The 13,065-nt window shown below is 36.7% G+C and carries 13 protein-coding genes, 1 tRNA gene and 2 pseudogenes; 12 read left to right on the forward strand and 4 right to left on the reverse strand.

What is annotated here, in order from left to right; genetic code table 11:
- The first annotated feature begins 23 nt into the window (after window positions 1-23).
- Window positions 24-659 carry a DUF6944 family repetitive protein gene (locus AC1TPB_RS05315; protein WP_482075546.1) on the forward strand — a complete coding sequence of 212 codons (636 nt, stop codon included), beginning with the start codon at window positions 24-26 and terminating at the stop codon, window positions 657-659.
- Window positions 660-750: 91 nt separating this feature from the next.
- On the opposite strand, the pseudogene AC1TPB_RS05320 reads toward AC1TPB_RS05315, so the two are convergent.
- Window positions 751-1,856: pseudogene (locus AC1TPB_RS05320) on the reverse strand (FAD-dependent oxidoreductase).
- A gap of 746 nt (window positions 1,857-2,602) precedes the next feature.
- Here AC1TPB_RS05320 and AC1TPB_RS05325 point away from each other — a divergent pair.
- From AC1TPB_RS05325 to AC1TPB_RS05355, 7 genes and pseudogenes are all read left to right on the forward strand, one after another.
- A complete protein-coding gene (locus AC1TPB_RS05325; protein ID WP_482075547.1) occupies window positions 2,603-5,353 on the forward strand; it encodes an AAA domain-containing protein in 2,751 nt (916 codons plus the stop codon).
- A gap of 682 nt (window positions 5,354-6,035) precedes the next feature.
- Window positions 6,036-6,389 (forward strand): hypothetical protein, encoded by a 354-nt coding sequence (locus AC1TPB_RS05330; protein WP_482075548.1) that lies wholly within the window; start codon window positions 6,036-6,038, stop codon window positions 6,387-6,389.
- A 188-nt stretch (window positions 6,390-6,577) separates the two neighbouring features.
- Window positions 6,578-6,650, forward strand: a tRNA-Val gene (locus tag AC1TPB_RS05335).
- 99 nt (window positions 6,651-6,749) lie between these two features.
- Window positions 6,750-7,520, forward strand: coding sequence for a formylglycine-generating enzyme family protein (locus AC1TPB_RS05340; RefSeq protein WP_482075549.1), 771 nt, complete (start codon window positions 6,750-6,752; stop codon window positions 7,518-7,520).
- Window positions 7,521-7,723: 203 nt separating this feature from the next.
- Window positions 7,724-8,005, forward strand: coding sequence for a hypothetical protein (locus AC1TPB_RS05345; RefSeq protein ID WP_482075550.1), 282 nt, complete (start codon window positions 7,724-7,726; stop codon window positions 8,003-8,005).
- Between the two features lie 115 nt (window positions 8,006-8,120).
- Window positions 8,121-8,702 (forward strand): DapH/DapD/GlmU-related protein, encoded by a 582-nt coding sequence (locus AC1TPB_RS05350; RefSeq protein WP_482075551.1) that lies wholly within the window; start codon window positions 8,121-8,123, stop codon window positions 8,700-8,702.
- 5 nt (window positions 8,703-8,707) lie between these two features.
- A pseudogene (locus AC1TPB_RS05355) lies at window positions 8,708-9,236 on the forward strand (PQQ-dependent sugar dehydrogenase); the annotation flags it as partial.
- 235 nt (window positions 9,237-9,471) lie between these two features.
- On the opposite strand, the gene AC1TPB_RS05360 reads toward AC1TPB_RS05355, so the two are convergent.
- Together AC1TPB_RS05360 and AC1TPB_RS05365 are read right to left on the reverse strand one after the other, a co-directional pair.
- Window positions 9,472-9,597: a type II toxin-antitoxin system RelE family toxin gene (locus AC1TPB_RS05360; RefSeq protein WP_482075552.1), complete on the reverse strand. Its 126-nt coding sequence runs from the start codon at window positions 9,595-9,597 to the stop codon at window positions 9,472-9,474.
- Window positions 9,598-9,719: 122 nt separating this feature from the next.
- On the reverse strand, window positions 9,720-9,956 hold the full coding sequence (locus AC1TPB_RS05365) for a hypothetical protein (protein WP_482075553.1): 237 nt from the start codon (window positions 9,954-9,956) through the stop codon (window positions 9,720-9,722).
- A 170-nt stretch (window positions 9,957-10,126) separates the two neighbouring features.
- Between AC1TPB_RS05365 and AC1TPB_RS05370 the strand changes: the two genes are divergently transcribed.
- The 4 genes from AC1TPB_RS05370 (at window position 10,127) to AC1TPB_RS05385 (ending at window position 12,085) form a co-directional block, all read left to right on the forward strand.
- The gene (locus tag AC1TPB_RS05370) at window positions 10,127-10,519 is read left to right on the forward strand and encodes a hypothetical protein (protein ID WP_482075554.1); all 393 of its coding nucleotides are present in this window, start codon (window positions 10,127-10,129) and stop codon (window positions 10,517-10,519) included.
- Between the two features lie 213 nt (window positions 10,520-10,732).
- Window positions 10,733-11,155 carry a cytidine deaminase gene (locus tag AC1TPB_RS05375; RefSeq protein WP_482075555.1) on the forward strand — a complete coding sequence of 141 codons (423 nt, stop codon included), beginning with the start codon at window positions 10,733-10,735 and terminating at the stop codon, window positions 11,153-11,155.
- A gap of 243 nt (window positions 11,156-11,398) precedes the next feature.
- Window positions 11,399-11,653 (forward strand): hypothetical protein, encoded by a 255-nt coding sequence (locus AC1TPB_RS05380; RefSeq protein ID WP_482075556.1) that lies wholly within the window; start codon window positions 11,399-11,401, stop codon window positions 11,651-11,653.
- Window positions 11,654-11,722: 69 nt separating this feature from the next.
- Complete coding sequence (locus AC1TPB_RS05385) at window positions 11,723-12,085, forward strand: serine hydrolase (protein ID WP_482075792.1); 363 nt, start codon at window positions 11,723-11,725, stop codon at window positions 12,083-12,085.
- Between the two features lie 89 nt (window positions 12,086-12,174).
- On the opposite strand, the gene AC1TPB_RS05390 is transcribed toward AC1TPB_RS05385, so the two are convergent.
- Window positions 12,175-13,065, reverse strand: coding sequence for a MetQ/NlpA family ABC transporter substrate-binding protein (locus AC1TPB_RS05390; RefSeq protein WP_482075557.1), 891 nt, complete (start codon window positions 13,063-13,065; stop codon window positions 12,175-12,177).

Raw genomic sequence — 13,065 nt, forward strand, 5'->3', positions numbered from 1 at the left:
TAATCGTCAGTAGGTGAAAAAGAGTGAGTAGTTCTAAACGTAAAAATAAACGACATAGCCACAAGTTCAAACAGAAGAAAAAGAAAGAAAATAGAACTACACATTTACATATCTCCGATGACTCAAATCGTTCAGCAGAATCAAATAATTCAAACACTATTGCAATTATAGGCGGCTGGATTGAGGCGGTAGGTAATATTGTGGCAGCAATTGGTGATACACCCTTTAAAAACATGCCCGAAACGATTAAAACGGATTTACGGATAGTCGGAAATGTTCTACAAGCTGTAGGAAGCGCCTTAACTTCTGATAATGAGCCGATATTTATTGATATAGTAGGAGATATTCTACAGTCTGCGGGTAATGTAACGGTTTTAATAGGGATATTGGACAAAAATGAACAATCAAGTCAACGTTTAGAAACAATAGGTAATGAACTGCAATTATTAGGCGCAGGTGTATCTATAAACACACAAGAAAATCTAACCTTTAACCAATCATTAGACAATGTTGGGAATGCGATTCAAGTCATTGGAAATGCACTCCAGGTCTATGCAAATCCTAATACGGAGGAAGGAATAGGTGTGAATGCTATTGGTAGTTGGACTCAAGCGGTAGGTACAGTTATTTCGGCACTTGCTGCAGATTACAATGATTAAGATGCTTTCGAATCCGTGTTGCCAAGCAAACGGGCAAGCTGCTTAGGTCACCAGGACAACTCGTAAGGGGTTACTTATTTACGCCACGCAACTACTCGATCGATACAGATTTTAAAGGTTTCTCTGCGGGACCTTCCATAACCTCGCCCGTAATCGAGAATCTGGAGCCGTGGCAAGGGCAATCCCATGTACGTTCACCATCGTTCCACTCCACCTCGCAGCCCATATGAGTACAGGTCGTATCGACGATGTACAGTTTACCTTCCTTGTCTCTGTAAGCGCCAGCTCTCCTACCATGCACCGTGACGGCCGCTCCTTCATCGGGAGCCAAATCTTGGGGTTTCCGTCTGACCATCTCAAGCTTGCCGCCGATCAGATGTTTGGCTACATCGAAGTTGTCGACGACCAAATTTTTGACTACCTTTAACGACAACGAACGGGAAGGCGCGAACAAATCCTCATATTCATTGCTTTTCTCTTGGATGAGATCGCTGATGAGCATCGCGGCTGCTGTACTGCTTGTCATTCCCCACTTCTTGAAGCCTGTCGCGATATAGATATTGGGGGATGAGGCGGTAATACGGCCGATATATGGGAGCTTGTCCCCAGTGACCAAATCTTGTGCTGACCATCGATACTTGATGTCCGTCGCATGGAAATATTGCGAGGCATATCCTTGCAGCGCTTCGTAATGATTAATTGTACAAATGCCTTGTCCGGTTTTGTGATTTTGCCCGCCGATGATTAGTAGGGGCGTTCCGTCCGAGGACGCTACGCTACGTATGGAACGGCTCGGTTCTTCCGCGCTATATACATGCCGCCGGGATACGCCATATCGGTCTTGATGCCAAGCGCGTAAGAACGCTCGGCGTGCATGCGGGCGAAGAATAAGCCAAGACCATCAGGACTCAACTCCTGAATATATCGGGAGGAGATCGAATACATGCCGGTTTCTGGGACAGTTACTGTGAAGGTTAATGTGCCGGAATTCTGCATCCAGACAAAACCACTACCGGAGAATCCGGGCTTAGGTTGTCCGTAAATTTGCGTCACTACTTGAAGATCGGAGGTGAGCTGAGTATTTTCGCTTTCAATCGTGAAAAGTGTGGTGTCTGCATGAACGGGCGCTGTCATCAATCCAAGTAGCAGAGTAAATCCCAACATCATTGCGATTGTCTTTTTGAACAAATTTTTCATTTTCATCTTTCCTCCCATGTATAAAATGATAAATAATTTCGCGATCTATCACATCATGGTGGCGCTTTCGATTCAAAGATATCATATATATACCAATTTTTTGTAAATATGATATTTTTGAAAAGTTCTGCACTTCGATTTTGCACAATCCCTACGGTCGTTCACTCTCCATTTCCTCAAGGTTAAACACTGATTTTAGGTTTGAGCCGTCTTATTTAACAACAGCCACTTTAGTTATCCATTTGAAAATAGAAAAACCAGACTGATTAAAACATCGATACACTGATATAAATTATTGCAATGACGATTGTTGGTGGGGTTTAATGTAACAATATAAGATGTAGATGAATATATCATAATGACTTTTTTATAAAACTATCAAAGATTAACGAAGTGAGAAAAATAGCTGCGAGCTTTGAAAATAGTCTTGAAGAACTTAGCAATGTAGGAACGATCTAAGATCATATTGAGAAATATTTTGAATCAGATGATTTTTATGTTGAAAATAGATATGAACATGGAAATATAAGTGATGTTATTGATTATATAATAATGGGTTGCGTTTTTTTATTTAAGGGATGAAGCTCAAATCGAGTTTTCTTGAGCAGACACAACAGTTCTCCTAGGCCTAACAACCTATCCATATTTTGCTTTTATGCAGGTGAATAGTCATACGATGTCGAATGTTGGATTGAGATAAAACAATAATATAGACGCTTGAAATTATAATGACAGGAACGATAGATATGGATGAACAAAGAGTTCTGATAATGATTGACCAAGCCGACAAGACAAGTGAAATTGACAACTATGCCATATTTGAAGATACCGTGCAAATTCAATTTAGAAAATCTAAAAAACTATATAAATATTCGTCATCGAGGGTTTTCATTAATAGTTATCCTACTTATGTGAATATTGAAAAACAAAAAGTTATGTACCGAGAACTACCTCTTCGAAACGTGAGAAATGTGATGAACTTCAAGGAGTGGCTTAAAGTTTTTTTTGAAGATCAACAAACTCGTATTTACAGCCCTACGCAGATTAGTATTGTACCTGAAGAGCACGAATCCAATCTAACAATTGATCCTATGGACTACTGGATAGATATTTCACAATATACAAAAATAAATGATGAAGCGGAGGCACATCTTAAGAGACAATTTTCTAAACTGAACGTCATACATCATGAAAGTGTGCTAGCCTCATACCTCAAAAAGACTTCTATAACTAAGACCGAGGAAATCGCTTCTCCAATCATTTATCCATTCAGATTTAATTTAAGTCAAAAGGAGGCACTTGAACAAGCGCTAACTAATAAAATATCTATTGTCGAAGGTCCGCCTGGAACAGGGAAAACTCAAACAATTCTAAATATATTAGCCAATTTAACCGTGATTCATAAAAAATCTGTGGCTGTAGTTTCGGGGAACAATGCAGCAGTACAAAATGTAAGAGACAAGCTTCAGAATCAAGGGTATAGCTTTATGGTTGCAGCGTTGGGAAATCAGGATAATAAGAAAGCATTTTTTGAAAATATGCCTAAGCATCAGGTAGAGGGATGGGATTGCGAAGCTGAGGAGAAACAGTTAGCTGAAACGATTAATGATCTGACAAACCGACTAGATCGATTGTTATTGCTTGCCAATCGTAAGGCTGAAATTGAACAAAAAATTTCGACCTATCGTCTGGAGCAGAAACATTTCCAGTTTCATAATGATAAACGTAATATGGACAGTATGGAGCGGTTGTTTTTCCGTAATCAAACGGCTGAAACAATCATTTCCTTTTTAGCTGACGAGTACTTTATAGGTGAAAAGTCATTTCGGTTTTTGCAGAAGGCAAAACTAATGTTCAAATATGGTTTTTTTGACTTTAAGAAACTTAGAGAGAGCAGGTTGGAGTTAATTACACGCTTACAGATGAAGTATTATGATTCCAAACTCACAGAATTGAAGCGGGAAAGTGACGAAATTGAAGAGGAGCTTGAAAAAGAATCGTTCGAACATCTTCTGCAGCAGCATGAAATGAGTTCTACTCTATTGTTTAAGAAAAAACTGTATGACAAGTATCAAGGGAAATTAGCTTATGGAGGCAATCTCAAGAGTTACTTGAGCGAGATTGAAGAGTTTATGAATCATTTTCCGATAATGTTGAGCACGACCCATGCATTGCGTTCTTGCATACCAGACAATTACCTTTTTGACTATGTAATTGTAGATGAAGCATCTCAAGTGGATTTGCTAACGGGTGTACTAGCCATGTCTTGCGGCAAGCAGATCATAATTGTAGGAGATATCAAGCAACTACCACAAATTGTAGATGAAAAAATTGTAAGTAAGTTGAAGCGTTCAGATGTCGAGGAACCTTATAACTATTTCAAGCATAGTTTGTTGTCCTCCGTGCTCGCTATATATGGAAATAACGTGCCTAAAGCAATGCTGAAGGAGCACTATAGATGCAGACCAGGAATTATTGGCTTTTGCAACCATCAGTATTACAATAACGAGCTGATTCCTATGACTACTGAAGAGGATTCGGACGTATCGATCAGACTGCATTACACAGCTATTGGCCACCATATGCGCAAGGTGACGGTCGGAGAAGAAAAGGGGAGTTTTAACCAAAGGGAAATTGATGTGGTAAAAGAAGAAATTATAAAGGAGCTCCAGCTTGAGCATGTTCCCTTGGAAGATATCGGATTCACGACCCCATATCGTCTGCAGGTATCGGAGGCCAATGCCAGATTAGATAAAAATATTGAGGTTGATACAGTTCATAGATACCAAGGTCGAGAAAAGCCTGTGATAATTTTGTCTACCGTTCTGGATCAAACGAGGAATGGGCAAATCGGAAAGAAATTTGTGGAAAATCCAAATATGATCAATGTAGCGGTTTCCAGAGCACAAAAGCAGTTTATTCTCGTCACTGATCATGCATTATTTCGAAACTCTCGCAAGGATATTGGTGATCTAATACGCTACATAGAATATAACACGCTTCACGAGCATATTACACAAAGTCAATTGATATCTGTGTTTGATTTGCTATATTCCGATTATTCAGAACGATTGAATGAACTGCAAGCGCGACTGGTTAACAAATCCAAATACAAATCTGAAAATATTATATGGCGTGTTCTGACTGATTTGATTGAAGAAGATACTTACAAATGTTTTTCTTTTAGTATGCAAGTATATTTAAAGGATGTATTCAGAGACACAGATCAACTTAATGAATCTGAGAAAAAGTATGTAAAAAACAGAGCTTCTTTTGATTTTGTTATCTATGATACTATTAACAAGCAGCCGCAATTGGCTATTGAAGTAAATGGATTTGCTTATCATCGGAATAATCTGGCTCAATCTAAGCGAGATGAGTTAAAAGGTAGTATTTGCAAGAAATATGACTTTGTACTTCTTACTCTTGAGACAACTGGCTCTGATGAAATCATAAAAATTCGCAATCAATTGGATAAACTTTTATATAGTAGTTAACAGGTTCATTATTATAATGTATTGGGGTTATTTTATGTTTGTAAACCAGCAAGGAAAAAGTTGGAACTGGATCGCTTTCTGACATCAATACCTTATATATTTGCGTATGTCATATTCATAATGGAAGAAGATCAGTATCTAAGATTCGCAGTATCTTTAGCTGTATGTTTAATTTGTTTAATCGTTGTTATACTTAATAATAAAAATCAAATGTATGCTAATAATAGCTATACTAAGTGTGTTTCTAGTTGTTTAGTAGTTGGTGCTCTGTTTACCTTGTCATTATCTAATTACTTTTACTTTATAGTTGGATTAGCATCTATTTCAATTGTTATTTATAAAATTTTTGAGTTTTTATGTGACTTTGTTGAGAGCATATTACTAAAAAAGTAGACATGTGATTACTAATGGTTCTCATTTTAAAATATAGTTGTTGGTTAAGTGGATTCGTAGCTTTCATTGTTGCATTTTTTTGGTTTATAATTAGATTCGCAAACTTATATCCGAAAAATCCGATTGCATTAATGTTAATGAAACAGACGTCGGCATTATAGCCTGGGTTAGTGTATTCATTATTTCAATGATCAATGCTGTTTTTATTTTGGATTTTCTCATCAAATGGATTATTAGAAGTTTTAATTCAATTAAGTTTAATGTAATCAATCGTACTGAGATTCAACTCTTGTTTATTAAGATGGTTGTTATTATCGTATTTGCAGATATTACTTATTCTTTGTTATATCTTGCATTCTCTGGTATGAAGATTAAAGAAATAAACACACTGGCAGAATACATTCTATTACTACAAAATTACGGTAAATCGTTTTACTACGCTTTCTGTCTACATTTTTCCGCTACATTACCTTCAACACCCTTTTTCATAGAAATGGATAATGCAGTAAAACAGACATTCCCACTTCAAATCATTCAATTTTTCCATTTCTGCCTAAATAAAATTATCGATATAACTATGCTTGCATATACAGCGGGTGTAATTTTAAAAGCGCTTGGGATAACGAAAGAGAAGAGTATATAAATCTTTCGTTATTGACCAATATAAACGATAGATATGATTGAATCTAGGAATCGACTCTTAAGTTAGGATGCCTCCAACTTATTTGGGAAGATACCGTGTAGCATTCACACAACCCAAGAGATGAAGAAGCAGATGCAAGATTAAAAGTGGGGTATTAGATGTCTGGGATGTGGGTCATAACTAAATAAGAGGCTATAGTTTAGGGGGAAATAGGTCGCTGACTACGATCAGTCGGCGATTCAATCCCGCCTAGCTCCACCATACATTAAATCAGAAACGACAGAAGTGCCTTTTTTTCCTTGACGGTCTCGTGAGTTTATAGTCTATGGAAAAAGAAGATGAAATAGACAGGAGGTCAATATGACAATCAGAAAGTACGGAAGTGACAGAGAGCATTTTCTAAAATATTTAATGAATTTGATGGTACCCATAGAAGGTGGGACTGTGGAATTACGCGATTATATTAATATGAATAAATGGCTTAGTTCAGATTATACTTTATCAGACCCTGGAAGAGGAAGTGATAAAAAGGTTATTACATGGACTGAAACGATTGAACCTTTCTATGTAATGAAGTATCCGGTAACACAGCATTTGTATCATCTTGTCATGCATGAAGAAGAAGTAGAACCGAATGTGAATAACTTGCCGATTACGGAGGTTTCGTGGTTGGATTCGCTTGTCTTTTGTAACGCATTGTCCCGAATACTTGGTAGGACTGAATGCTACACAATCACAAATGAAAGTGAGAACACTATATACAACAATAAAGCGAATGGTTTTCGATTACTATCAGACGCTGAATGGCAGTATGTGTGCAAAGCGGGAACCAAGGGATATCGGTATGAAAGAATTGATAAGATTGCATGGTATCAAGAAAACTCTAATGGATCAGCTCATCAAGTCGGAAAGCTTCTTCCTAATCCATGGGGTGTTTACGATGTGATTGGTAATGTTTGGGAGTGGTGCTGGGATCTGTATGATACTGAACGATATGGGAACTATAGAGTCTTCCGAGGAGGCAGTTGGGCTGAAGTTGAAAACAATTGTGGTTCTACGATTAGAAGGAAAAGCATGCCTGATTTCAGGATAGATGACCTTGGCTTTAGAATAGCACTTACAAAACCATGAGTATCAAAAATTGTGTATAATAGCGTTCGTACTTTATTATGCCTAAATATTCATCGTTTCTTATCAATGAATAATTAGGTGTTTTTTGTGATAATACTCTTCATTGTTAATGACTTTATCAAAGCTTTATGAGAACAATATCTAGTCATTATAAGAATAATAACTTCTTCTGATATGATTAATTAAAAGAAGGAGGGATTTTCTTGGAGAACATGCGATTACGAAAAAATCAGATTTTTGCACTTGCTTATTGCCTTATTTTTGTGGTTCGTTTTTTTCAATATCTGTATACGGTCGAAGTAAGGTCAACCTTAACAATAGTATTATATATCGTGCTTTTTATCGCAGGAATCTTTTTATTCCGCCAGCATCTAGTTGGAAGTTGGCAACTTCTGAAGCAATCCATTTTTCGTAGCTTATTGTTACTAATTGGCTTCTACTTCATTTTTGTATTATTCTCTTCATTCGCTACAGCAATGCAATAGCGCAACTCACGGATTTCCATAATAGTCTCCTTGTTGCACGTATGCTTCAATGGCATAAGAATGTATTTGAAATAAGTAATGTTGATATTAAAAGGTAGAGAGGGGATTAATAAAAATGGACATGAAGGATTTTATAGATTTTTGTAAAAGAGGCAACCCCATATCGGGCGAGGATAAAGAATTGCATGGACTATTAACTCAATGTAGCTATGAAGCTCAAAAGATCACAATGGAACTAAACACTTCTTATCATTCAAAAGAAGAAATTGTGGAGATTTTTAGTGAACTAACAGGTAATAAAGTCGATTCATCTTTTATGTGTTTTCCACCGTTTTATACAGATTTCGGGAAAAATATTATGATTGGAAAAAATGTGTTTCTTAACACAGGCTGCTCCTTCCAAGATAGAGGTGGAATTAGTATAGGAGACGGTTCAATGATAGGTATGAATGTCACAATTGCTACACTTAATCATGGGTTACCTATGGAAACGAGAAATACAACATATTCCTCTCCAGTTATCATTGGCAAAAATGTCTGGATTGGGTCAAGCGCAACAATATTACCTGGTGTAACGATTGGCGACAATTCAGTTGTTGCGGCAGGGGCAGTTGTCACTAAGGATGTCCCAGAAAATACTGTCGTTGTAGGAGTACCAGCAAAAGTAGTAAAATCAATTAACGATACTGCAAAGTAATTATCGGAAAAATATTAAGAATGAATCTTGAAGGCTCCATACCAAGTGATAATCCATTTCTGAATTCTTATGTATTTAGTTATGGACATCGAAATCCTCAAGGGATAGCTTGGTCGCCTGATGATACGCTATATACGAGCGAGCACGGTAACAGTGCTAACGATGAAGTGAACGAGATAGAAGCCGGTTTAAATTATGGCTGGCCAATTATTGAGGGGAAAGAGGTACAAGAAGGTATGGTTTCACCTCTATTTACCTCTGGAGATGGAGGTACTTGGGCACCCTCTGGAATGGATTACTTCGATGGAAAATTGTATGTCGCAGCCTTAAGAGGAAGCGCAGTATTAGAATTTGATCTTGAAACAGGCGAACAACGTGAAGTCATCAGTGGACTTGGTAGAGTTCGGGACGTACGAATTGAAGATAAATAACATCCTGTATTTCATTAGTAATAATACAGACGGTCGTGGTGTGCCACAAGGGAACGAGGATAAGCTATACAAAGTCTTACTTTCAGAAGACGATGATTCATAATTTCTCAATGAACCGATTAAGAGGACATAGATAAATTCTATGGCCTTTTTTTGTGTGTTGATTATGGAAAAATATAGTAGCATAGAGTAAGATTAATGGGTGATTACTTAATTTTAATGTAGTTCAGGTGCTGTTCTAATGACAATTGATTTTTCGAAGTATAGAAATAGAACGTTATGGGAAATTGCTACAAGTCGAAAAAAAACCATCTACTTACAGATGGTTTGGTAACTAATTATTTATACACATCACCACGAGAACCGACTTTTAAGAAATGAATGATTAATCGAGTGTTTTCCACTGTGTAAATAATTCTATAAGAGCCAACTCGTAATCTAAAATCTTCTAAAGTACCTTTCATCCTTTTTAATGTCAAGTTCAGGATGGTAGGGATTCTCAGATAAAGTTTCTAAATGTTGTACAATTCGAGTTCGTGTTGGCTTGTCAAGTCTTTGTAAATATTTTAATGCATCCTTATAGAACTCAATTGAGTAGGTCATCGACAATATCCTTTAATTTAATACCTTCACCACGATCGATCGATTTTTTTGCTTGCGCTATGTCATCAAGATCTTCTTTTGTAGTAGGTTCATCGTCCCATGGAATATATCTGTAGTTGTGATTAGCTGCCAATTTTTGCAGGAAATCAGCTGCGGTTGGAAGGGCATCATCAGGTAATAGTTGAATTAATTTATTCAAATGATCTTTTGAAACTGCCATTCAAGATCAACTCCTAAAAAGACTTTATTCATCATTATAACACGAAACTAAATTAGTATTAAAGCGGTTTAAAGAAATTGTATGTTTATTCGAAGAAGGCAGCAACATCCCATAACACAGTATTCTCGCGGCGGCTACGCCTTGGTAACTTTGATGCTTTTAGCAGAGTAGTGAATACAAGAACGTTAGGTGAAATTGCAGCAATGTATATTAAATCATATTTTAAAGGTGATTCGATGGAGAAATGGGAACAACTAATAATTATCATGCAAGACAAAGAAGCAAGAGATGATGCAATAATAGATTTATTTGTGTTCAATAATGATATTGTTATTAATGCATTATTGGAAGAAGCTCTTGATGACACGAATGAGGACATGCTAAGAGCAAGTTGCGGTGAAACACTAGCACAGATATGGATTAATAATTCAGATATTGATTTTTCAAAACTCATTAAGTTGAGAGGCAGTGCTTTAAATGAAGTACTAAGCCAGATTAAACATTCAAGGAAAGATTGGTATTTTGAATATATGAAGCTTATAGAACTAAATAAATCAAAGTAGATTTGTAGTAAGTCGAGGATGGCTGTAACTTCATATAACACAGTATTCGTGCATTGGGCCATATGGCCCTCGGTCCGACAAAGGGATTTCAGGGAAGCATGAGCAGCGGGACACATCGATCCCACTAAGATAAGAGCTATCTAAGGGGAATTATCGTTGTGAATACAACAACGTTATGTGTAATTGCCAAAAACAATGCAAGTAGGTGAAAAAATGATTATTGATGATGAGCTTTATCAAGAAGCAGTTAAATTAATTAACCAAAGATTTCCTAAAGGTTGGGGCGGAGCAGCGGCCATGCGTACTGAACAAGGAAGAATTTTAACTAGTGTAGCTCCCGAAATAGTGAATGCCTCGACAGAATTATGTATTGAGACAGGAGCTATATGTGAAGCTCATAAAATAAATGAAATAGTAACTCATACTATATGTATTGTACGAGAAAATGAAGACTCAAAATATATAGTGCTTAGTCCATGTGGTATATGTCAAGAACGATTATATTATTGGGGAAGTGATTTAAAAGCTGCAATAGGAATAGAGGAGAATAAAATTGTTTATAAGGAACTAATGGAATTACAACCGTATTATTGGTATAAAGCTTACCATAAGCAAATATTAAATAAAGATATTTGATGAGAAATTCGAAGAAGTGGCAACTACACATAACACAAGTTTGACGCTGCGGACATACGTCCTTGGTTGGAAGAAGCAATTACATAGAAGTAATGTCTCCAACACAGAAACCAACCTAATGAAAGCAAGATCAAGTAGAAGGTGGGTTTCCGTCGTGAACCTCTGAACGTTATGTGACATACTCGAAATCATTTTATCAAACGTATAGACCACAAATTCTTTAGACAAATAGAGGATAACGTTATGACAACTGATAACTTTGATTCTAAATTTATAATATTACTCGGTAAAGACTGGACATGGGGAGAAGACAGAGAAATTAAAGCATTTAATTTGGAAGATCAGAGGATTTTCGGAAAGTACATATATTTGAAATTTGTAACCATTAGAAAGAGCAAAAGATATGATGAGATTAAATATTTTCTCTTTGATCTTGGGGCATACATAGACCAATGTGAATATAAGATTAATGAGATTATAGTTAATGAGATTTCGTAAGTAATGCACTGAAGTCGAGTACGTTACATAACACCGTATTCACGCAGCGGCTCCGCCTTGGTCACTGTGATGCATTTGTTAGAAGTAGCAGACTTAAGTAAATATGCTCAAGCATGGCTTTATACGGACCGATATCCATTACTTACTTCTCAATCCATTAACCAATGTATTTCTTCACCAATAGCAAGTCGAGGGTTAGGGTGGCAGGTACAAGACTTCACATCTTCGTCGTTAGCATGCGGCTTAATTTGGCCCCAAGGCAGTTTTGGACATACAGGATTTACTGGAACAAGTCTTTGGATCGAACCTACTCTAAAGCTTTCAGTTGTATTTTTAACAACCGCAGTTCATTATGGCAGAAACTCAACCATAATAGAGTTAAGAAAAGTATTACATGAATCCATTTACGAAACGATTAAGAAGGACTATTAGATATATCGTATAACCTTGTCAGAAATAGAAAAGTGCAAGCTTTAAGCTTGCACTTTTCTGTAATAACACAATTAATATAATTCTAGCAATTAATTAAAAGTTGGAACAACAGCGCCTTTATAAGTCTCATTAATAAAACTCTCTGCCTCAGGCGATTGCAGAGCTTCAATAAGCTTAACAATGGCTTCATCGTTTTGGTTATCTGGACGAGTAACCAAAATATTTACGTATGGAGAGTTTTTATCTTCAATAACCAATGCATCTTCTACTGGGTTCAAGCCTGCCTCCAACGCATAGTTAGTATTAATAGCTGCAATATCTACTTCATCAAGAACACGAGGAATTGTTGCTGCTTCCAACTCAACAAATTCAAAGCCTCTTGGATTATTTTTAATATCAGAAACCGTAACTTCTAGTCCAGCGTTCTCATCTAGTTCAATCAAGCCATTTTGTGCTAGAAGAATTAAAGAACGACCGCCATTAGAAGGGTCATTTGGTATTGCAATTTTGGCGCCATCCTTAAGTTCGGAAATATTAGTAAGACTGTTGGAATACACTCCAAATGGCTCAACATGTACACCTGCTACACTAACTAAATCATAACCATTATCCGCATTGAATTGATCTAGGTACGGTACATGCTGGAAAAAGTTAGCATCAAGTTCTTTTTCATACAATGTTTTATTAGGCAATATATAATCAGTAAATTCAATAATCTCAAGATTAATTCCTTGCTCTTTTAATACTGGAACTAACGAATTCAAAATTTCCGCATGTGGAATTGGTGATGCTCCTACCTTAATTGTCACTTCTTCAACATCATCTGTTGCCCCTGTTTCAGCATTACTCGAATTGTTTGAGCCAGTTGCTTCATTTGCGCTATTGCTTGTGTTGACTGTATTTCCCCCTTGATTTCCGCAAGCAGCAAGTAGTAATGCTAATGTAAGTAAAATAATTGAAGTTAACTTTGTTTTTCTCAT

The organism is Paenibacillus sp. Y951, from assembly GCF_056786395.1.